Origin of the sequence: Niabella aurantiaca DSM 17617, assembly GCF_000374125.1 — a bacterium.
GTDB lineage: Bacteria > Bacteroidota > Bacteroidia > Chitinophagales > Chitinophagaceae > Niabella > Niabella aurantiaca.
Map to the genome: position 1 here is coordinate 93518 of NZ_KB893625.1, position 23850 is coordinate 117367.

Genomic DNA, 23850 nt, shown 5'->3' on the forward strand with positions numbered 1-23850 from the left:
GGATCCTTTTTGTATCTGCAGTTCCTATAGGGTCGTAGTTATCTTTTTGTTCACGCCATCCACCGTGAGCGTAATATCGATCTTCCCGTTTACAAGATCATTCCCTGCATTTTCTTTTAAGGATATTGCCGGAGCTTTACTACCGCTGTAGGGATACAGAATCGTAATAAATGTTTGTGTTTGCGCATCAGCCTTTGGTTTTTCAAATGCAAATAAGGGGCGTGGCAGTTCCTGGCGGTAGGAATAGGATACTTTTCCTTCTTCTTCTTTCAGCCGGATTTTATCTTTGTTCAGATTTTGAATTAATAAATTGTTGCCATCACTGTAGGTGGTATATACCCTGTTCAAGGCCTGGTCGTATACTGGGTTGCTGTCTTCCTTTAATACAAAATGGGCATCCAGTACACCGGTGGCCTTGCCGATGGCCTTGTCAATGATCAAAAAATATTTCTGATCAATAAAGAGCACGCTGCGCTGATGATCGAGCCCTTTATAGCTGGGATTGGTATAAGTAAGCAGATCCATTCCATTTTCTTTTTCTCCTTTGAGGGAATCAGAAGGGGGCCGTGCGGCTGTCTTCCATTTATCGAGGTGAGCCTTGGTGATGACCATGTTTTTGTTATCCAGCGTAAGGGTATTGTGAATACGGGTCTGGCGGTACCATTCGCGCATTTGCATAATGGCTGCATCACCGCTATATACGAAGGACCCGGCGTCGGGGGCAAAATTGCGGCCCTTTATCCAAAGCTCAAAAGTGCCGTTATCGGGCTGCGCATGAAATTTCCCGGGAGGGCTGGCTTTTAAAACCATTACGGTGGCATCATTGTTCCAGCCGTTTCTAAAGGTATAAAAACCGGCATCGGTAAGCCCTCGGGAAAGAAAAGAAGGTTGCTTTCCTTTTTTGCCGTCTGTTGCAAAGTATTGAATGACCACATTGTCCGGGAAAACTTTTGCCCAGCTTTTGTAGGATTTCAGCATTCCCCTTTTGTCCTGCATTTTGGCATCCCCATACATGGGGTAGGTATAGTCGGGGAAAGAAATGCTGATGGTTGCCAGGATCATTTTTTCTACGGTTTGTTTGTAACTGGCAGGAAATACATGATCCATTCCCGCTTCCTGGGCGGACCGTAACGCATTAATAAAGGTATTGATCATGGCCACGTGGTAGTTGATCGACAGTTCCCATTGCATACCATCGGCATACACCTGCTTTTTTATTTCATCGTTTAATACGGCAACGCCACTGTTCCTCCAGGTTTCGGCGGTAGTATATTCGGGAAACGAAGTGCCGGCCGTCAGTACCCGTTGCGCCTCAAAAAGACGATGGTTGCCTTCGGTGGCATAGTGGTGCGACAGGTAGTTGGTCTGATGCTGGTAGTTATTTAAAAATTCCAGTAAGAACGCCGGGGTGAAATTGGGTGAGCGGACGAATGCGGTAAAGGCGGCGCGCAGGTTGTTCAGTCTTTCTGATATTTCCAGCGCACGCCAGGCAAAACGGTCGTTGTCTTTTGACAGGCCCAGCGGGTTCTTTTTTGCCCAGTCGCTAAACTGCGCCATCCATTCCCGCGCATATTTTTCATCGCCGGTGGCCTGGTACACCTGCGCCATATCGGCCCACCATTTTACCCGGTGCAGCTGCCAGCGCACTTCATTATCTTTTACCGGCCAGTACTGCCAGTTAATGTCTTTTCCATAATCGAAATAGCCATATCCCTTATGCGGTTTAAAGTGGTGCAGCAGGGCGTTGTCGGCCGATTCTTTTGTTTGTTTGCTCACTTTATCTGATCCTGCAGTATTGCCACCCTTGTTTTTTTGCCGGTAATATTTCAAAAGTTCCGCGGCTGCATCCCTGTAACGGCCGGCATCAAAAGCCATTTTTGTTCTTTCCAGGCCTGGGTAGCCAAGGTTGACGATGTTAAAGCTTTCCTTGTTCAATGGCCCCTGCGCATGGGTGCTGCCCATCAGCAGCAGGAGCAGTGCCATGATCATTCCTCTTTTTGTTCCTGTTGTTTTTTTAAACGGCATTCTAATTCAGTTTATAAATTCTTATATCATCATGATAAACAATGCGGGTAAGCCCTTCCTGCAAACCGTACAGGCCCCATTTAATATAGCCAATGTTTCCAATACTGGGGTCGCCGGCAAATGTGCCATAATTGGTTCTTTCATCCACCAATTTAAAATTGTTTTCACCCGGCAGCTTCATATAGGTTTTAATGTAGCCGGTAAGGTCGGTTCGGGCCGTCCACTTTACATCTATCCTGAAATGGATCCATTGATTGTAATAGGGACGCACATCCGATAAAAAGTTATACACCCGCTCGTTGTCCACGTACCGCAGCCGTAGTGCATTTCTGGCCACGCGCATCTGCAGCGGCACGCCCGAATTGGTTTCCGCATTGCCGGATACTTTTAACTGAAAGATATTCGTTTCGTGGATCGGTTCGGTAACCCAGGGCGTCCAGTCCTTCAGGTACACGCTAAACTCATATCGCCGTACATCCCCCGGAGCAAAACGGCCATTGGGCTTATAGGCTGCTGTAGCGCTTTCGCTGCGCCAGGAGCCGTCAGAGTAATAACCGCTGTCGCCATATACTATTTTGTGGGCAATGGCGTAGTTGCCGGTTGCGCCCGGCGATACCAGGTACGCTGCATCCGCCGCTGTGGCGTTCGTAACCCCAATGTCCGGTATACCTCCGTTAAGCATACCATCCTCATAATTCATATCCATCAATAACCGGGACGAAGTGGCATTTTGCAAGGTAATGGTGTAGTTGTAGCTCTTGCCTTTTTCAAATTTGGCGCCTGCCGGGAAGGTCCAGGTATACGTACTGCCCGATGGCAGGGTAAACCGTACTTTTTTACCGGCTGCATCGGCAAGGGGCAGGAGGATGGCGGTTACTGTTTGCGTGGCACCACTGATGGTTACATTGGCCGGGACATCGGCAGCTGCTGTACCGGCGGAAAGCGAACCGCTGGCAAGATTAAAATCTGCCTGGGTATTTAAGCTCTGAAAAACGGCATCGAGACCATCAAGCGCAGCGCCGTTGCCCGATTGTACCGTAAGCGTTACCCTGGCCAGCTGGTGCTCAAAATTTAAACTGGGGTTGGCAGTGCTGGCCTTGCTAAAGTTGGTGGCGTTGCTGGAATACATCAGGTCGATAACCTGCGGGTTGCTTTGGTTGGCCAGGTTTATTTTGTAAATACTACCGGCTAAAGCAGGTTGGTATGGATAATACGCGCTGAAATTTACGCTGCTGCCATCTTCGGGGTAGCTGAGGGCATTGCCACCCTGAGCTGTAAAATTGCCATCACCTGTTGTGGTATATCTTTTATTGGCAGCCAGGTTAGCTCCGCCCGGAGCGGCGTTCATAAATACGCCAATACTGTCGTTCGTATCCCAGGTATTTCCATTGGCTTTGGTGACGGCTTTGTCATCTACGGCGGACGTGAACCGGATCACACTGCCCGTACCTGGTATACCAGCCCGGGCGTCTTTTTTTTGGCAGGCAACCAGGAACAATATCGCATAAAGCAATGTTGCAACCGGGTTTATTAACCGTTTATTCATTTGCAAGTAGTTATATCTTATAAAAATAGGAGTTAACCGCCGCCGGTACTTTTAAAAATGGTTAAAAGCCTTTCAATTTTGTCGAAACGGGCCGCCCCGGCTCTCAAAATAGTTTATCAACCCCTGCTGCCAGGTACCAGCCCAGGGTCCGGTAAAAAGGATGCGCCCATTCGTTTGCGGCTATGGGAATATAGCAGGAAAGCCCCGAAAAGGTATGGATGGGCTTGCCGAGGAAGCCGGGGGTATGCACCTTGTACAGCACCGTTTGGTTCATGGCCGTTTGTACAGTGGTGAGGTCAGCCGCGTCAAAATTTTTATTCAAAAAATCCAAAAAATCAAACCCCGCAGTAAGGGAATTGGAGTCAAAATCCAGTCGTTGGATCTCGCTTCTTTTGAAATCAGGGTAAGCAAAAGGATGGCCGTAAAACAGGTTTTTGGCCGCCTTTGCCAGCGCATCGAGCTCACTGGTTTTTATTAACGAATAAGTAGCGGATTGCAGGTTGCCGCTTTGAGACAGATAGTAATTATAGTAAGTGCCTGCCACCTGGCGCAGCCCCTGCTCCGGCGCGGCATCAAAGAGGTATTTTTCTACCAGGTTATAAGGCAGGCCCACGCTCAGTACTTCGGTGGGCGAGGCCAGTATATAGGTTGCTTTGTCTTTCAACTCATACATGACTTCCACCGATGCCATGGAGCAGGCATCAAAAACAAGGTATTCGAGGTTGTCGGGGAGTGCGGTTTTCAGGCTTTGCACGTCCATTTTGCTGCCGCCGTCATCGCTGAACGAACGCAGTGCCACGGTAGCCGTTTTGGGGAGCCAGTTGGTGGCATGGCTCCAGAGTATGGCGCCATAAGACCTGGCAGGATACAAAGATTCCATATCATTGAACACCATTTTCATAATAGCGGGGTCGGATGCATCATGGTCATTATATATTTTTACCTTGCGGCTGGTGATCTCGGGTCCCGTATCATGCGAAATTTCGTAGAGGCAGGGCTGCTGGCCAAAGATCTTGGCGTATACGATCAGCTTGCCGTTGATACCCGTAAATCCTTCCTCCATTTGATTGATATTGGTAAAGGCATTGGACGCCAGGCTGTTGTTGGCCGACATGTAGATCATTACTACTTTGGAAGCCAGGGGCTTTACATCGTTTTTGCGGCAGGAAAAAAGAAGCAGCAGCGGCACCCACAAAAAATATAAGATGAGCTTTATACTGAGCAACGGGTAAAAAAGTGATCGACTTTTCCTTATATTGAGCAAAGACGAAGTATAAAGGCGTACAAATTGATCCTGGACGAAGTATAGGTTCATTTATGGGTTGATGGATTTTTGAAACGGCTTTGTTTGGATGAAGTTAAGAAATAATTGAGCGTTGTAGCTATGAATAGATCCCCGGACACCGTGATTGTGCGGTTTTGAAAATGAAAGGAAGGCTTGATAAATTAAAAAAGCAAGGGCCATCCCCACGGACAGCCTTTGCTGAATAAAAGTTACTTTTTTGATCGGATGACTATTGGGCACCCTCCAGTTTCAGATCATCTATCCGGAAGAAGGTCCCGTTGGTTCCGGCTGCAGCACCTTTGTGCCCGGTGATTTCCAAAATGCCCGTTGCGCTCGCGGCTGCGGCGCTCAAGTCTATTTGAACGTCTGCCGGAGTGTTGGTGCCTGAAAAAACCGTGCTGGGAAAAGTATAATTGCTATTATTGTAGCTTACGGTAACGATGGTGTCCATATCAATATTGTTGGAAGCAGATGCCGTATTGGATGGCCCTATTTTAAAGGACAGCTTTAAATTGCTGAATCCGCTTGTATTGATCCCTTCTATTTTTAAATTTTGGTCCGGGCTGCCGCTAAAGCGTCCGGTATTACCGGGTGTGGGCATGCCATTGCCGGTTACTCTTACCTGGCCGCTTCCGCTAAAAGTTAATCCTACACCATTGTCGTAACCGGTGTAATTGGTAAAACTGGGGTTAGCGCTTGCATCCGCCGTTCCAAAGCTTTCGGTAAAGATCGTTTGTAAGGCAGGCGGGGGTATGACAACATCAGGATCCAGCGTGGTGCTGCCGCCGGGTACGTCTACCCAGTTGGTAATGGTAGCGGCGCCCAGTAATACCACGGTGGTGGAGGGGGCTGTGCCATTAAGGGCAACGGTATAACTGTGTTTCTTACCGGCTTCTGATCTGGCGCCGGCAGGCAGGGTCCAAGTATAGCTTACACCATTCAGGGTAAAGATTATTTTTTTGCCCGCTGCATCGGCTAGGGGCAGTAAAATAGCCGTGGCTACAGGGTCGGTACCGCCGGTTTCCATTTTTGCGTTAATGGTGGCAGGGCTGGCACCGGTGCCCAGTGTGCCTGTTGCCAGGTCGAAGCTGGCCGTGGTGTTTTGATCCTGCAGCTCGGCAGTTACGCCGGCTACGCTGGCCAGACCGGTACCGGGTTTGATCGTTATTTCTAATTTTGATAACTCGTGGGCAAATGCCAGGTTGGGCGTTGATGTGCTGGTTTTGCTAAAGCCGGTAGCGTTGGAGGAGTACATCAGGTCAATGGCGGCGGGGTTGGTTTGGGAAGCTACATTTACCGCATAGCTGGTGCCGGTTAAAGCTGCGTTATAGGGGTAATAAGCCAGGAAGTTTACAGCACTGCCATCGGAAGGGTAGGTGGTGGGGCCGCCTACTTCGGTAAAATTGCCATCGCCGGTGGTGGTGAACTGCTTGTTAGCGGCCAGGCCGGATCCGCCCGTTGCCGCATTCATAAATAGGCCGATCGCATCGTTAGCTTCCCAGGCGTTGCCCGTTGCCTTCGTGCCGGTATTGGCTCCAATGGATGAAGTAAATTGCAGTTTGTTGCCTCCGGGCGTGGTTCCGGGACCATTGTTTACATCATCTTTTTTGCAGGATGCAGTGGCTACCATCATCAGCCCAGCAGCCAATGGTAAAATTTGTGCCTTTTTGTACATCGTTTTTTAGTTTTTAGTTATTCAAATGGAGGGCGTTTATCAAACTTGTTTAAACTTATGTTATGATATGTATTTCCCGCAGGTAAGCGCCGATGGTCTGCTGATTCTCCGCGAAAATCAATCTGCGGGCATCTGCAATGAACATGAATCCGCGAAAATCAACGGGAACATTAAATCTATTCATCAAAAAAGAAAAAGTTTAAACAAGTTCATCGTTTTATCTTCTTTATTGCGGCATATTTTTTCAGCGCCTCCAGGTAGTAATAATCGGCGTAATTAATGGGTGTGTCTATTTCCGAATTGAACAGGAAGGCGCCTACGCTGTGTTTCAATATGAAAAAATGATTATCACCGGGAGCAGCCAGGTATTTATCGGACGAAAGTGATTTTAAAATATCCTCGGCATAATCAAAATACATTTTGCCATCTTTTACTTCGGTGCTCAGGTCCAGCAGGCTGCTGGCAATTACTGCTGCTGCCGAGGCATCACGCGGTGCACGCCCATCCTCGTCCACATCGTAAGCATTGTGCACATCAAAATCCCAAACGGGCACTTTGTCTTTTGGCATATTGGAGTGGTTCATGATAAAAGAGGCAATATGCTTTGCCTGTGTTAAAAACGCCGGGTTTTTGGTCTGGGCATAGCACATGGCATAGCCATACAGGCCCCAGGCCTGGCCGCGCGCCCAGGCGCTTTCGTTGGTAACACCCTGGTGGGTGCCCTTGCTCAGTACCTTGCCGGTAGTGGGGTCATAATCGACCACATGATAGCTGCTGTAATCTTTCCGGAAATGATTCTTCATCGTGGTGATGGCATGGGTACTGGCAATCTTGGTGTAGCCGGGCTGCTTAAACTGGCCGGCGGCCCAGTACAGGTACTCCAGGTTCATCATATTATCTATAATTACCGGGTAACGCCATTTGCCAAAGTCCCAGCTGCGGATAACGCCTGTTTTGGGACTGAAGCGGGCGGCCAGGTGCCTGGCGCCGTCCTGCAAAACCGGCAGGTAGGTATGGTCCTTGGTTATGCGGTACGCATTCCCGTAAGAACAATAGAGCATAAAACCCAGGTCGTGGGTATTGGTAAGATAACGTATGGAGTCCAGCGCCAGGGTAAAACGTCTGGCGGCCGTTGCCAGGGCCTTATTGCCGGTAAGCTCATATCCATACCAGAGACTGCCGGGGAAAAAGCCGGTTGTCCAGTCGCGGTAATTGGCCAAACGCACGGTACCACAGGTTACAGAACGTGGGTTTTGGCCGGGGGTATACACTTCGGCGGCTTTGGAAAGTTGTTCATCAATGTTACGGGTGGCGTTGGTAAACCAGGCCGGAGCCGTTTGGGAAAAAGAGGTTGCGGTAAAGGCGATGCCGGCTAAAAGGGCCGCTAATCGTTTGTACATAAAGGATAATTAAAAATGATTCAGTATAATGATCGACCGGCAATAAAAGTAGGGTGTTATAAAAGCGATGGCTTTCAGAAATGCATTTTTTTGTTTAAATTTTGATGAAAAACGGGCAACCGTAATGGCCGGTTGAATGCCTGCGATGGTTTTTCAGCAACATTGGAGCTGTTGCCGGGTGGATAACGGTGCCGCTGGCATTTTTGATATTGTAGCTATCCGCGAATAAGCAAAGATCAGCATTCTGAAACCGGGTGCCGGAAGGGCCTTCTGTTTAATTAAAAGGGATGTCTCAAAAAGACATCCCCTCTTTTAGCTGCATACGCTTTTATTTTGCGCCGGATAGTTTTACATCATCGATCCGGAAGAATCCGTTTGGCTTCGGATCGGCGCTCGTATAACCCTTGTTCCCGATAATTTCCACTGTACCTGTGGGACCGGCCGGCAGGGCGCTCAGGTCAATTTCGAAGGTATATATGCCCGCCGCGTTACTGCTATAGCTTATTGTGCTGGGGATCTGGCTTTCCAGCCCGGCAACGCCATTATAACTTATTGCAATAAGCTCTTTAAGATCCACCGGAACGGTAGCTTTTGCGTTAGTGGAAACAATACTGAACTGTAATTTTAAATCTGAATAGCCATCGGTATTGATGCCTTCTATCTTAAGATTTTGCTCGGTATTGGCAAACCGGGCGGTATTGCTCTCAAAACCGTTACCGCCGGATCTTACCTGGCCATTGCCGGTAATGGTTAATCCCAACCCGTTATCATAGCCGGTATAGCTGTTAAAGCTGGGGTTAGCGCTTACATTTGCCGTGCCAAAACCTTCCGCAAATACCAGTCGTTCAATAGGCTCGCCGATCACGGCATCCACTTCCAGCGTATTGCCCTTTGTAGCCGCAGCGCCCAGGGGGAATGCCCATTCCAGCACCTTGCCGGAATTGAGTTTAAAGGTGATCATTTTACCTTCAATCCTTTCGGGGATTACCAGGAACGTAACTGTATACGCATCGGCCTTACCGGCAACGGGCGTTACCACCGGTTTTATATCGGCGCTGACCTTATTTTCAAAATTGCCCGTTTTCAGGTTAAAACCGGCAGTGGCGGTCATCTCTTTAACCGTTACCTCCATGTTTTCAAAACTGGCCGGCTGGCGGGGCGATTTGGTAACGTGTACGACAACTTTGGCCAGCTGGTGCTCAAATTTTAAATGGGGAACGGTGTGGCTTTCCACGCTAAAATTGGTAACGGGTGCGGCATAGACCAGGTCTAACACATTAAAATCTGCCTGGTTATTCAGGTCCACTTTATATACTGAATCTGCACCGGCCTGAAAAGGGTAGTATGCCACAAAATTTACCAGGGTACCATTCGCAGGGTAGCTGATCAGCTCCCCGGTTTGAGGTGTCAGTGTGCCATCGGCGCCGGGGCTGTATTTTTTATTGCCCGTCACCACGACGCTGTCACTTAACCGGAGCATGGTAATACCCATGCTGTTGCCCGGCTGCCAGCCGGCCGTATCTATCCGGCTAATAGCAGTTTTGGCAAATACCGAGGTAAACAGTTCCGCTTTTCCGGTCGGCGTTACGGGGGTAGCCGGTTCCCATTTGGTCGGGTCGTCTTTTTTACAGGAAAACGCCAGTGCCATCCACAACAGCAGGCCCGGTAATAAAATTTTGGCTTTAAAACTCATTTTATAAATTTTTGGATCAGTGGCAATAATGGATAGTGAATCGTTACAAAAAATAGCGGTCCTTCAGAAAAAATTCCCGCCTCCTGACCCGGTAAAAGTAGCGTATAGGGAAAGGGCAGCCTTTCGATTTTTGATAATTCCCATTCAATTTTGTTGAAATGAGGTACTGGAAGACATGGATGTCCTCTGTTTTTCACTTTTTTCTGAGGTACCGCCCGCCAGCGGGCTCAGCGGATCGGCCAGGCGCAGCCCCCCTGACCAGTCCCGTCAAAACCCGGACTGGTTTCCGGTGCCCACTCATTTTCATCAAAATTTGAAGCTTTTTAGACGATATTGGAAGTGATTTTTCATGTAGCCCTATAAATTTGTTACAGATGTTTGCATAAATTAAAACAAACGACTGTTTGTGTGATCGAGAGGGATGATTGCGCTATTTCATCATTTATTCTGAAAAAATTAAAACCGGGAAATGAGACAATTTCTAATTTTATTGATGTTTTTGGGCGGGTTTGCACCTGTTTTTGGGCAGGGCGCTAAAACGATAAGGGGCAAAGTAACCAATACCGCCGGGGAGCCGGTTGTTGGTGTAACGGTTATGCAAGGCGGTAAAACCACTCTTACCAACAATAGCGGAACTTATGAGATCAATGCCGACCCCGACGGCGAACTTAGTTTTACCCATGTGGCCTACGAGCCCCGGAATGAAAAAATAAATAACCGCAGCCGGGTGGATATAACCCTCACGGATGCCAATAAAAGCCTCGATGACGTGGTGGTTATTGGCTATGGCACGGCCAAACGCCGCGACCTTACGGGGGCTGTTTCTTCCATTAACGGGGATGAACTGGCCAAGGTACCGGTGCAAAATGTGGCACAGGCTTTACAGGGCCGCCTGGCGGGTGTGCAGGTGAGTATGCCCGATGGGACGCCCGGGGCCGATCCCTCAGTTACCCTGCGGGGGGGCACTTCCATCAGCCAGAGCAATGAGCCGCTGTATGTGGTGGACGGGGTACCCCAACCCGATGGGGTTGGTTTTTTAGATCCAACCGATATCGAAACCATTGACGTGCTGAAGGACGGTGCTGCCAATATCTACGGCTCCCGTGGAGCAAACGGGGTTATCAACATCACCACTAAAAAAATAAAAGCGGGAAAGTTAAAGCTCACTTATGATAATTATGTAGGGTTTAAGGAAATTACCCGCACTATACCCATGCTGGATGCTTACCAGTACACCCTGCTGGAATATGAAAAAAGTGTAGGGAATGTTGTGGATGAAACGGCCTTCGAAAGAAGATATGGTAGTTTCGACTCGCTCGAATACCGGTACGGGGGCAAGGGGGTAAACTGGCAGGATGTTGTTTTTGGCGACCCCGTAATGAGCCAGTATCACAAGGTGGGCCTTAATGGCGGCAGCGCCGAAACCCGGTTCAACTTCTTCTTTTCCCGCAACAATGATGAAGGCGTAATGAAAAACAGCGGCTCGGTAAAAAATGTAGCCAAGCTGGGCATTAACCACAATGCCGGTAAAAACGTAAAAGTGGCTGCCACGGTCAATTATTCCGATCAAACGGTTACAGGGCTTGGTACGCAGGGAATAACGGGCTCAAACGGCCAGTATAACGGTCTCCAGAATATCTTTCGTTACAGACCTACGCTGGGTCTCCTGAGCAATGATGAGGAGTTTATTGAACTGGATGAAGATCCCGAACTGGAGGGAACCGCTCAGGGGAATATTTATCAAAACCCGGTTACCGCAGCCGAAAGCCAGCTAAGGGAACGGCGCAGAAAATTGTTCAACGCCAACGCTACCCTGGATTATAATATTGTGGAGCATCTCAGTTACAGGGGAGTAGTGGCGTTCAAAGACGGGAACACCAAAAATAAACGGTTTGAAGGTTCTAAATCCGCCTATGCGCGGCGCGACGGCGGCCCCAGCGGCTCTATCAGTCAAAGTAATGAATTCGGATGGAACTATAATAACGCGCTCACCTACAGCAACCGGTTTCATGAAAAGCATAAGCTGGATGTTACCCTGGGACAGGAACAGCAATATGATTACTCGGAAAGTTTTGGGGTCAATGCCCGGCAGTTCCCCTTTGTAAACCTGGGCTGGGATGCGCTGGATATGGCCAGTTTGTCTGATATCCCTACTTCCTATGCTGAGGATAATATGATGATCTCTTTTTTTGGCAGGGCCAATTACGGGTATGATGACCGCTACCTGTTTACTGCTATTATGCGGGCCGATGGCTCGTCCAAGTTTGCACCGCAGAATAAATGGGGGTATTTTCCCACCTTCCTGGCTTCGTGGAAGATCATCAATGAAAAATTCCTGAAAGGCAATACCGCTTTGTCTGATCTGAGATTAAGGGCCAGCTGGGGCAACAGCGGTAACAACCGGGTACCCAATTACCTGTCGTCCCAGGTATTTGTAAATGGTAATTACCCACTCAATGATAACAATACCGGTACGGCGTATCAAAATACCCTGCCCAATCCCGATCTGAAATGGGAAACCAATGTAAAAGCCAACCTGGGGCTGGATGTAGGTTTATTCAAACAGCGCGTTACGCTTACCGCCGAATACTACGATAACCGCTCCAAAGATCTGTTGTACAATACGGCCATATCCGGCACGGCCGGCTATACCAACCAGTTAAGAAATATCGGAGCCACTTCCAGCAAGGGCTTTGAACTTACAGTGGTTTCCAGCAATATTAAAAACAAGGATTTTACCTGGAATACCAATTTTAATATTACTTTTCCCAAAACCAAAGTACTGAGCCTGAACGATGGCGTAAGTTCCATTTATGCCCAAAGCTTTGCCAGCGCCAATGATTATCTGTTACAGGTAGGCTTGCCGCTTGGCAATATGTACGGCTGGGTGTACGATGGTTTATACACCGTAGATGATTTTAACTATAACCCCAATACCACCAATGCCAATGCCCGGTATACATTGAAAAACGGCGTACCGGTAGATGCGAATTTTAGCGTACAGCCCGGGTATTTAAAGCTTAAAGACATCAGCGGCCCCAACGGTGAGCCGGATGGCATCATCAATGATCTGGACAGAACCATCATCGGTAATGCCCAGCCTAAGTTTTTTGGCGGGCTCAACAATACGTTCTCCTATCATGGCTTCGACCTCACAGTTTTTATCAACTGGGTATATGGCAATGATATCTACAATGCCAACAAGCTGTTTATGTCGTCCCTTGTGAATGATTATAATAACGCCTTTGCTTACCAGGCCGATCGTTGGATGAGCATCAATGCCGCCGGCCAGAGGGTTACCGATCCGGCAGAGCTGATGGCGCTCAATAAAGGCAAAACGATTCCGGTATATGATGGCAGCGGTGCCGGCAACGGCCGTGCAAGGCTTTATGATAAAATGATCGAAGACGGATCCTTCCTCCGCCTGAACAACATCAGCCTGGGCTATAGCTTGCCCAAGCAACTGATAAAGCGGGCAAAGCTGAGCAATGCGCGCATATATGTAACGGCCTACAATCTTTATGTAGCCAGCAAATACACCGGATATGACCCCGAAGTAAGCGTGGTAAACAGAGGGGGACTTACACCCGGGGTGGATTTTGGGGCCTATCCAAGGGGAAAATCATTTCTGGCAGGGATAAACCTGGCGTTTTAAATAACATTAAACTGACTACAAAAAGTAAATATATGCAAGCGCAAAATATTGAAACAAAAAAGATCCCACTTCTGAAGAAAGCAACCTGTTGCGGATTGTTTTTTGTACTGATATTATTTATATCCTGTAAAAAGCAATTGGAAGAAAATACCTATTCCGTTTTTAGCGGTGAAGTCGTTTTTTCGGATGTTGACGGGGCAAAGGCAGCTACGCTGGGTGTGTACGAAGCAATGACAAGCCGTAATGGTGGGTATGGGCATTATCTTTCTATTATGTCCGACATTGATAATGATCTATCAAAAATAGAAGGGGCCGGTTTCTCAGGTGATCAGCGCACCCTGGGGCATTACAATTTTGATGCGCAGCACAGTATGGTTACCGGTATGTGGAATACGCTTTGGAATGGCATTAACCGGGCCAATATTGTCATTGACCGCATTCCTGAAATGGATTTGTTTACCAATGGAACGGCCGCTCAGAAAACAGACCTGAACCGGCTGCTGGGCGAAGTCAAATTTTTACGCGGATTTTATTATTCGGAACTGGTACGGCTTTGGGGCGATGTGCCCATCAGGCTGGTACCGTCCGCTTCTGGTAACCTGAACGTAAAAAGGGACCCCGCTGCCCAGGTGTATGAGCAAATATTTAAGGATATGAGCGAGGCTGCCGAACTGCTGCCCGCTGCAATGCCTGTTGACGAGCGGGTGAACAAATGGGCAGTTAAGGCGATGCTGGCAAGAGTTTACGTTTTTGCAGGAGGTTATGCCCTGCGGATGGATGGTACCATCAACCGGCCGGCCAACTACCGCGAGTATTATACCAAGGCCAAAGCGCTGATAGACGAAATAGTGGCGGCCAATGTATATAAACTGAACCCCGATTATGCGCAGGTATTTAAAAACCAGTGTCAGCATGTGCTGGAGCCCACCGAAAATATCTTCCAGGTAGCGTTGTTCGGAGTGTCTTCCGGCAACTCTGAAATCGGTAACTATAACGTTCCCGCTACCGTAACCGGAAAATATTTCAGAGGAAATACTTTTATTTATACCACACCGCTGTTTTACCAGTCATTCGATAGTTTGGACCTGCGGCAGGATTTTGCGGTAGCAACCTACAGGATCGATTCTGCCGGCGATCGGCAGCCCATATCGGTAACCGGGTCAACCAACCAGCAGATCTATCCCGGGAAATGGAGCCGGGAGTGGCAAACCAATGCGGCAAATGAAAAGGGGCAGACCAATATCAATTTTGTGATCATGCGCTATTCCGACCTGCTGTTGCTGCGTGCCGAAGTGGAGAACGAACTGAACGGCGGCCCCAATGCCATTGCACTGGATGCCATCAACCAGGTACGCCGGCGCGCTTACGGCCTTGGCCTCGATATTAAAAACAGGGTAAGGGTGTACTTAACCAGCGGCGGCGCGGGCTATACCTCCGGTGCCGCATCCTGGCCGGCCATTGAAATCAACGGTGGCAGCGGCTCCGGCGCTAAGGCAGCCGTAACCAGTGTGGCTACCTCCGGTGGTGTTACCCGTTTGAGTGGCATACAATCTACGTATACCGGCGCCGGCTATACCTCCGAGCCCACCGTTACCATTGCCGCTCCCTGGGATACTATGGCAGTGCCCCAATGGCAGCCCAATACCAATTATGTGGCCGATGCACTGGTGTCTTATGGCAACAATCTGTATACCGTAACCACAGCGGGTATTTCTACCAATACGCCACCCACCAATACAACAGGCGCTTCTCCTGCGGCAACGGGCGCTATATTTACCTTTTCAAAAGCAAGAGCTACGGCTATTGCCAGGTTGTTGCCGCAGCTTACCCAATCCGAAATTGATTTGGGCTCCGGCATGAGCAAGGAAATATTTTTGGACGCCATAAAGCAGGAACGCGCCTGGGAACTTTGTTTTGAAGGCCTGCGCAAAGCCGATTTAATACGCTGGGGTAACCCGGCCGACGGAACATCGGTGAAGCAGGTGCTTATGGAAACGGAAAACGCATTAAAAGCCATGCGCGGCAATTTTCCCTATATTGCCGGTACCACTTTTATTACGTTCAAGCATGAGCTGTACCCCATTCCTCAAAGCGAAGTAGATGCCAGCGGGATGGCTAAAAACCCGAATTGGTAAAGAGCGCTGTTGCCGGGGAGGTAAAGCTGCATCTGTGCCATTCGGGGCAGTATAAAGATATGGAGAACAGTAGGTGCCCATATTCGGTGCAGGAGGTTCCTGTGGTAAATAAAAGCGGCAGGTATGTTCTCTGATTTAGCAGGATTTATTTTTTAGCAAAAGAATGGATTGTGGCGTCCGTATGGATGCTCAATTTTCGAAATGAAACACAATATGACCAGATCATTGATAGCAATTGTAGCTTTATTGGGCATGACATTGTTTTTTACGGCCTGCGGGTCTTCAAAAACAGAAGCAGCCAAACGCCCCAATATTTTAATTATTATGTCCGATAACCAGTCGGCCGAACATGCCGGCTGCTATGGCGATAAAACTGTCCGGACGCCGAATATGGATAAAATGGCAGCCGGTGGTGTCCGCTTTACCAACGCCTTTTGCAGTGCTCCTTCCTGCACGCCATCCAGAGCGGGCTTCCTCACCGGCCAGGATATCTGGCGGTTAAAGGAGGGGGCCGATCTTTGGAGCATCCTGCCCATGGAGTACCAGCTTTATCCCGATCTGCTTGAGGCATCCGGCTACCAGGTCGGCATGCAGGGCAAAGGCTGGGGGCCGGGGAGTTTTGAGGCCAATGGCCGCAAACGGAATCCCGGTGGCAATATGTTTAACAGCTTTGAGGAGTTTCTGAAAACAAAAAAGAAGGATGCTCCCTGGACGTACTGGATCAGCAGCCACGAGCCACACCGTCCTTATGTGGAGGGGTCGGGCACGAAAGCCGGTATTGATTCAACTAAAGTAAAAGTGCCGGGCTATTTACCGGATGTGCCTGCTGTGCGCGGTGATATAGCAGACTACTACGCTGCGGTGGAACATTTTGACCGGGAACTGGGCCAGGCCTTGGACGAGTTGCAACAAAGCGGAGAGCTGGACAATACCATTATTGTTGTATGCAGCGACAATGGCTGGCAGATGCCGCGTGGCCTGGCCAACCTGTACGACTTTGGAACGCATGTGCCCCTCATTATTTCCTGGCCCAGGAAATTTAAAAAGGGAACCGTAACGGATCAATTGGTAACACTGAACGATCTGGCACCCACTTTTCTTGAGCTGGCGGGCTTGCCCATACCTGAAGCTATGACCGGCAAAAGCCTGTTGCCGGTGGTAGATGAAAAACCCGTGTCTGCCGGACCCGACAGGGATTTTGTGGTGCTGGGCCGCGAACGTCACGCCTTTGTGCGCCGGCATGGGATGGGGTATCCGGGCCGGGCGATCCGTACGAAGGACTACCTGCTGATCCGCAACAATGAGCCCGATAGATGGCCGGCCGGTGATCCGCCGTTTTATGGCGACATTGATCCGTATATGCTCAATTGGCCGGGAGAAACGAAGTATTATATTATGGAGCACAAGAACGACCCGGCAGTAAAACCATTTTTTGATCTGGGCATGGGCAAGAGACCAGAGATCGAATTATTCAATATAAAAGATGATCCTTACGCGTTGCACAACCTGGCAGACAACCCAAAGTATGCAATCATAAAAGCCGATCTGATCAGCAAAATGGACGCGTACCTGGTAAAAACAAAAGACCCCCGCGCCATTGGGGGCGATACGAAGGTATGGGATATAGCGCCCTATTTTAGTGAACCAGACAAAACGCCGCGCCCCAGCAAAGAAATGCAGCGGCGCTTTAAACTGGAACCGGCCTACGATTATTTGAAATAGCTCAATGATTATCCGGGGAAAGGATAAAATATAGGACGATGTGAGGCGGGAACGCTTCACATCGCTGTTTGCGGACACTTCGGGTAGTATTAACAGGTTCAATGAATAAAATGATAAAAAAACAGTTGCTATTTTTTTGTACGCTTGCATTACTGATTGCGGGAAGGATGATGGCCCAGCAGCGGCCCAATATTGTGCTCATTATTTCAGATGATCATGCTTACCAGGCCATCAGTGCTTATGGCAGCAAGCAGGTGCAAACACCCAATATTGACCGGCTGGCAAAACAAGGTGCTTTATTTTCGGCGGCCTATGTCACCAACTCGATTTGCGGGCCCAGCCGCGCCTGCATTCTTACCGGCGCATACAGCCATATGAACGGGTTTAAAGACAACGAAAATTCCAATTTTAACTTTAATCAGCCCAGCTTTGCAAAAGCATTGCAGGCTGCCGGCTACCAAACTGCCTGGATCGGTAAAATGCACCTGGGCGACAGTACGCCGCAGGGTTTTGATGATTACAGTATTCTGCCCGGCCAGGGAGATTATTATAATCCCTGGTTCGTGCTGCCCGGAAATAAAAAACAGCAGTTTCCCGGTTATGTAACCAATATCATTACCGATAGAGCAATTGATTGGCTGGCAAAGAGAAAGAATGATCAACCTTTTTGCCTGGTGATCGGACACAAAGCCACACACCGGACATGGATGCCCGATTTAGAAGATTTGGGCAGGTATGATAGTGTTGAATTTGAACTGCCCCATGATTTTTACGACAATTATCAGAGCAGGAAGGCAGCGGCGGTGCAGGATATGTCTATTGACAAAACCCTCCGGTTGGCGCAGGACCTGAAGGTTTATGATGGCTCGCCATTGCTGGGCTCGTTCCGGATCGATGGAATGACGCCCGAGCAAAAAGCGGCCTGGCATGCTTACTACGACAGGATAAAAGTCCGGTTTGATAAGGCAAAGCCAACGGGCAAAGATTTGGTAGAATGGAAATACCAGCGCTATATGCGCGATTACCTGTCTACCGCGGCCTCACTGGACAGGAATATCGGCAGGACGCTCGATTATTTAGACAGATCAGGATTGTCGGAAAATACGGTGGTCATCTACATGTCGGACCAGGGCTTTTACCTGGGTGAGCATGGCTGGTTCGATAAACGCTGGATGTACGAAGAATCTTTTAGGACCCCCATGCTGATGCGCTACCCCGGCGTTATAAAGCCGGGAACAGTTGTTAAAGATTATGTAATGAATATTGACATAGCGCCTACGCTGGTCAACATCGCCCATGCAAAAATGCCCTCAGGGGTGCAGGGACGATCATTTTTGCCCCTGCTGAAAAAAGATAAAAGTTACAGATCCCGCGATGCGCTGTATTATCATTATTACGAGAACGGCGAGCATGCTGTTTCGCCGCATTTTGGCATCAAAACAAAACGATACAAGCTCATCCGGTTTTACAAGCGGGTAGAAAGCTGGGAGCTGTTCGATCTGCAAAGTGACCCGAACGAGCTTCACAATATCTACGGCTTAAAAGCCGCAGCGCCGGTTGTAAAACAAATGAAAGCAAAACTGGAAGCCATCATAAAAAAATACAAAGATGCCGATGCGGAAAAGATCCTGAAAAGGGCGATTTGAGAGGTTGATTTTTCATCCCATAAAACACTGGCTTGGTAATAGAAAATGAATAGGAGGATCAATACGATGCCGGCAACTTATGCCATAGGAATAGACGTGGGGGGCTCATCCCTTAAATGCGGTGTGGTAACGCATACCGGGGAAATTGTACAGGACTTTTTAAAGCCGCTTGACGGAGCCCGCACAGAGCAGGAGGTAATTGACCTTATTGCTGAAGCCATCCGGCAATGCGCCGGCGCCGTTGACGGCAATGTGGCGGGTGCAGGGATTGGCTTCCCGGGTATTGTGGATGACAACAGGGTAATTGGCGGGGCCGATAACCTGCCTGGTTTTGAAGGCCTGCCTCTTGGTGAAATACTGAAGAAGCAGACCGGCTTTGATATCGTAATCGACAATGATGCCAATATGATGGGCCTGGGTGAACTGGTTTTTGGATCGGGCAAAGGCTGCAGTGATATTGTTTTTCTTACTGTTGGAACCGGCATTGGCGGGGCCGTGGTGATCAACGGGGAATTATATGGCGGCTACAAAAACCGCGGGGCGGAGTTGGGGCATATGATGCTGCAGCACAACGGCGCACCCTGCACCTGCGGCGCCAAAGGCTGCTTTGAGGCGTATGCTTCGGTAACCGCGCTGGTCAATAACTACCGGCAGATAAGCAAAGACACAGGCAGGGGTGTAAATGGCAGGTATATTGTGGAGCAATACCGGCTGCACAATGCCGCCGCCATACGGGCAATGCACCGCCATTTCGATTATATGGCCGCGGGCATTGCCGGCCTGGTCAATATTTTTAGTCCGCAAAAAGTAGTAATTGGCGGAGGCATCAGCGAAGCAGGCAGTTTTTATATCGGGGAGATAGAGAGAAGAGTAAGGAATACCGCCATGCCCGCAGCCCTGGCACATACGACCATTGCCGCAGCCATGCTGGGCAACCAGGCCGGCTTGCTGGGCTGCACGGCTAAAGCATTGAAAGATCATTTAATCATAGATACACGAGGATAGCAGGCTTTTTTTCTTCGCGTTTTTGTGCCATTGTGGCGACAAAAAATATACATATGAAACAAAGAAGTAATTTTCTGGTAGGGGTGATTTTATTAATATGGTTTGTTATTTCTTTTGTTACAAACATATTAGGGCCGCTGATGCCCATCATTATTGATACCTACAAGCTCAGTCTTACGATGGCCGCCTTTCTGCCGTTTTCTTTTTTCCTTGCTTATGGCATCATGTCCATCCCCGCCGGTATCATGATAGAGCTATTGGGTGAAAAAAAATCGATGCTCATTGCCTTTGCGTTAAACCTGGCCGGAGCATTGCTGTTTGCTTTCAATCCGCAATATGGCATGGCACTGGCTTCGCTGTTTATCATCGGTGCGGGCATGGCCATGTTGCAGGTGATCATTAATCCGCTTATGCGGACTGCGGGCGGCGAGGAGCATTTTGCTTTTTTCTCTGTACTGGGGCAGCTGGTTTTTGGTCTTGCTTCTTTTGTAAGCCCCTTTGTTTTTTCGTACCTGATGAAAACGCTGGCAGCGCCGGTGAACAACCCGCTGGTGAGCGCACTGGGAGGATTGGTGCGCGGGGGGCTGCACTGGACGGCGCTTTACTGGCTGTTTGCATTTATTTTTGCATTGATGCTTGTATTGCTGGCTCTTATAAAGATGCCACGGGTAGAACTGAAGGACGACGAAAAATCCGGCGCCGCAGCCGTATATATGGCCCTGTTAAAAAAGAGGGCGGTATGGCTGTTCTTTTTGGGTATTGTAGCCTATGTAGGTACTGAGCAGTCGCTCGCCAACTGGATGTCGGAGTTTTTAAAACGTTATCATCATGTAGACCCTACAACGGGCGGGGCGGGAGCCGTAGCTGCCTTTTGGGGGCTGATGACCATTGGTTGCCTGCTGGGACTGGCGGTGTTAAAATTGTGGGACTCGCGCAGGGTATTAAAAATAGCAACGGTATTGTCGGCCATTGCGGTAAGCATGGCCTTATTTGGAGGAAAGGACCTGGCCCTATGGAGCTTCCCGGCTGCCGGGTTTACAATATCGGTCATGTTCTCCATCGTGTTTTCGCTGGCGCTGAATTCCGTTACTGCGCACCACGGCTCTTTTTCAGGCATTCTTTGCTCCGGTATATTTGGTGGCGCATTGGTCCCTTTTATTGTAGGTGCTTTGGGCGATGTGGTCGGGCTGCGTTATGCGCTGATGATTTTATACATTACGCTGGGATATATTTTCTTTATTGCCGCTTATGCCAGGCCGCTGGTCAATAATCAAACCATCAGCAGAAAGAAGGAGGACCTATAATGAAACGGGATGCTGCCGTTAATTTGCGGAGATTAGGGATACAATGAAAATTTAAACAGGCTTGATGGAGAAGGTACCGATCGCCAGGGACCTGAAAAAGGGCGGTTTCTAAAAAAGTAATATACAAAATGACAATTTTATCCTTTCTTTTTTTGCTCTTTGGTCCGGCTACCCCGGTAGTAAGCCCGGCTACCGATACGCTTCCCGGCGCCGTGGTCGAAGAGTTCCGTCAATCGCCATTCCCCAACAATACGTCCATAAAAAATAATGCCCCCGCGCTGTTATGGACGTCGGAGAAAAAGAATAATGGTTCCGATGTGTTGTACAAAGTGTACCTCAGCAGGGACCCGGCGTTCCCGGAAGGGCAAACCATTGAAAGCGCGCGCCAGCGTTTTTGCTTTTTTAATCCCCATCAGAAACTGAACGAGGGTAAATGGTATTGGAAGTACGACATCATCAATAAAGATCAGATCACCACCCGCGGCAAATATTCCTTTGTGATTGAGCCCGGGGCTGCCGGTATGGTTACCCCTGATTTTAAAACCCTTTTGAGCCGCATACCGGCCACGCACCCACGGGTGATGAACCAGGGCAGAAGCCTGGCACAGATCCAAAAAGAGGCGCCGCAGCATCCGCTCTACAAAAAGATAATTGAGGCCGGCGAAAAAGCGCTGACTGCACCCATATACCGCGGCCCCGTGGAAAGCAAAGATCCGGCTACGGAAAGAGCGTTGAACCAAACCGGTAAGAAAGAGATCGACCTGTATTACCGCTTGCTGGAAGCCTATGTGCTGTCCGGCAACCCTGCGTTTAAAAAGGAGCTGCTGAACCGGACCGGGGTACTGCTTGCCTGGCCCACCAATGATCTTTTGGGATCGCAGGTTTTAATGGCTTTATCAAGGGGGTGCGATGTGCTTTACAACGAACTTCCGGCCGGTACCAAAAAAAAGGTGCTGACCGTTATCGACCGGCAGATCAAACAGGGGTTAAAAAAATGGCCCGGTCTTACCGAAGCCCGGCATGTGGACAATCATTTCTGGCAAATGGAGCTGGCCGGCAATTTTTTGGCGGCGCTGGCCACGGTAAACGATCTGCCCTCCAGTAATGAAATGCTGGAATATACGTACGAGTTATTTATGGCCCGGTTCCCGAACCTTGCTACCCAGGAGGGCGGATGGGCAGAAGGTATCGGGTATTTTGGCGTAAATAAATCCGCCATTGTGGATATGGCGCTGATGCTCAAAAAGTCCTGTGGTGTAGATGTGTTTCAAATGGGCTGGTATCAGAACCTGGCCGACTACTTTTTTTACTTTGCCCCTGTGGACGGAAGGATCTCGGGCTTTGGCGATATGCACGAGCGGGTGAATATTGGCAATGTGGGTCGACCGATGATGCTGGTAGAGGGGGAAGAAAACCAGGACTCCAAAGCGCTTTACCGCCTGTCTGCTTTGTTAAAAGCCGGTAGGCGAAACGGGCAAGCCGGCTACGAAAAACAAATGGCAGGGATTGAGCCCTGGTACCAGGTGGTGAACAACATACAGTTCAACCCTGATCAATATGCGCCGCCCAAAAATATGGAGCCCGGCAAGATGTTTAAAGGCGTGGGCCTGGCTGCTTTTCATACCAATGTGCTGAACAGCGGCAAAAGCACATCGCTCTACTTCCGGTCATCGCCCTTTGGCGCCAAGGGCCACATGCATGCCAATCAAAACTGTTTTAATATCTCCCGTAAGGGTGAGCCGGTATTCTACTCCACCGGTTATTATACTTCGTTTGCAGATCCGCATTCCCTTAGCGCGTACCGGCATACCCGGGCGCACAACGGCATATTGGTAAATGGTAATGGCCAGGCTTTTGGGCATGAAGGGTACGGATGGATCAAGCGCTTCATCAGCAGCGAAAGTATCGGCTATGTATGCGGGGATGCCACGATGGCCTACAGGCCTACGACGGACCCGCAATTTTTGGAGCTTTGCGCCCAAAATAAGATCCGGCAAACATCGGAGTTTGGTTTTGGCGATGCGAAGCTGAAGTTATTTGAACGGCATATAGCCTTCGTGCATCCCAATACGGTCATCATTTATGATGTGCTGGAATCGGCGCAGCCCTCCGAATGGACATTTTTACTGCATACCATGGAACAGCCCGAACTGGATGAAAACAACCGGTTATCGGTAAAGACCAAACAAAATTATGCGCAGGCATTTGTAACCGGGTCCGGCCCGCTAAAGGCAGCGCTTACCGACCAGTTTTTTTCGCCGCCGGTTGATTTTAAGAAGAAATATGGCGCTACCCCCAACCAATACCATGCTTCTTTTACATTGGCCCGGCGATCGAACGGGATGCGGTTTTTAGCCGTGCTTCAGCTAAACGATGACCAAAGCGGCATACAGGCTGTAAAACAGGCGGCACCGGGTGTGTATAAGGTGGGCAATATTGAAATAAAAGCCGAAATGGATGCTCAAAAGCCGGCGTTGCTGCTGGTGCGGACCGGTGGCTCCGTGCTCAAGGCAGGCAGAGACAAAACAACTTTAAGAGATAAAAAGGGGAAAATGACCAGCAGTGTCAATATGCCTATACCGGCCGTGGTGGAGTAGGTCGCGAAAATTCCGAAAAAGCGCATTGTGAGGGGATACAGCAGGGATACACGAGCGATACAGAACGGATACAGAGAACAGATCAGGATCGGTCAAAAGAACAAACCGGGGCTTAAATACTTCAACTTTGTATGAAAACAGGTTAGATTGAAGAATGCATAG

Annotated in this window: 13 protein-coding genes; 7 read left to right on the forward strand and 6 right to left on the reverse strand. The window is 49.1% G+C overall.

Going from position 1 to position 23850, the window contains the following annotated elements; genetic code table 11:
- Positions 1-24: 24 nt before the first annotated feature.
- The 6 genes from hepC to B160_RS0100460 all read right to left on the reverse strand — a co-directional run bounded on the left by hepC (position 25) and on the right by B160_RS0100460 (position 9624).
- The gene (gene hepC, locus B160_RS0100420) at positions 25-2025 is read right to left on the reverse strand and encodes a heparin-sulfate lyase HepC (RefSeq protein WP_018625857.1); all 2001 of its coding nucleotides are present in this window, start codon (positions 2023-2025) and stop codon (positions 25-27) included.
- A gap of 1 nt (position 2026) precedes the next feature.
- Positions 2027-3571 (reverse strand): fimbrillin family protein, encoded by a 1545-nt coding sequence (locus B160_RS30375; RefSeq protein WP_018625858.1) that lies wholly within the window; start codon positions 3569-3571, stop codon positions 2027-2029.
- Positions 3572-3674: 103 nt separating this feature from the next.
- Positions 3675-4886 (reverse strand): clostripain-related cysteine peptidase, encoded by a 1212-nt coding sequence (locus B160_RS0100435; protein WP_211218023.1) that lies wholly within the window; start codon positions 4884-4886, stop codon positions 3675-3677.
- Between the two features lie 199 nt (positions 4887-5085).
- Positions 5086-6531, reverse strand: a complete 1446-nt coding sequence (locus tag B160_RS0100440) for a fimbrillin family protein (RefSeq protein ID WP_018625860.1) — start codon at positions 6529-6531, stop codon at positions 5086-5088.
- A gap of 209 nt (positions 6532-6740) precedes the next feature.
- Positions 6741-7931: a glycoside hydrolase family protein gene (locus tag B160_RS0100450; protein ID WP_018625862.1), complete on the reverse strand. Its 1191-nt coding sequence runs from the start codon at positions 7929-7931 to the stop codon at positions 6741-6743.
- Positions 7932-8259: 328 nt separating this feature from the next.
- The gene (locus tag B160_RS0100460; RefSeq protein WP_018625863.1) at positions 8260-9624 is read right to left on the reverse strand and encodes a fimbrillin family protein; all 1365 of its coding nucleotides are present in this window, start codon (positions 9622-9624) and stop codon (positions 8260-8262) included.
- Positions 9625-10093: 469 nt separating this feature from the next.
- Between B160_RS0100460 and B160_RS0100470 the strand changes: the two genes are divergently transcribed.
- From B160_RS0100470 to B160_RS0100505, 7 genes are all read left to right on the forward strand, one after another.
- Entirely contained in the window at positions 10094-13279 is a 3186-nt protein-coding gene (locus B160_RS0100470; protein ID WP_026309421.1) for a SusC/RagA family TonB-linked outer membrane protein, read from the forward strand.
- Between the two features lie 32 nt (positions 13280-13311).
- Positions 13312-15414 (forward strand): RagB/SusD family nutrient uptake outer membrane protein, encoded by a 2103-nt coding sequence (locus tag B160_RS28030; protein WP_018625866.1) that lies wholly within the window; start codon positions 13312-13314, stop codon positions 15412-15414.
- 213 nt (positions 15415-15627) lie between these two features.
- Complete coding sequence (locus B160_RS0100485; protein ID WP_018625868.1) at positions 15628-17136, forward strand: sulfatase family protein; 1509 nt, start codon at positions 15628-15630, stop codon at positions 17134-17136.
- 101 nt (positions 17137-17237) lie between these two features.
- Complete coding sequence (locus tag B160_RS0100490; protein WP_245562132.1) at positions 17238-18782, forward strand: sulfatase family protein; 1545 nt, start codon at positions 17238-17240, stop codon at positions 18780-18782.
- A 45-nt stretch (positions 18783-18827) separates the two neighbouring features.
- Positions 18828-19787 carry an ROK family protein gene (locus B160_RS0100495; RefSeq protein WP_245562133.1) on the forward strand — a complete coding sequence of 320 codons (960 nt, stop codon included), beginning with the start codon at positions 18828-18830 and terminating at the stop codon, positions 19785-19787.
- Between the two features lie 53 nt (positions 19788-19840).
- The gene (locus B160_RS0100500) at positions 19841-21091 is read left to right on the forward strand and encodes an MFS transporter (protein ID WP_018625871.1); all 1251 of its coding nucleotides are present in this window, start codon (positions 19841-19843) and stop codon (positions 21089-21091) included.
- Between the two features lie 128 nt (positions 21092-21219).
- Positions 21220-23688 carry a DUF4962 domain-containing protein gene (locus B160_RS0100505; RefSeq protein WP_018625872.1) on the forward strand — a complete coding sequence of 823 codons (2469 nt, stop codon included), beginning with the start codon at positions 21220-21222 and terminating at the stop codon, positions 23686-23688.
- The last annotated feature ends 162 nt before the right edge of the window (positions 23689-23850 follow it).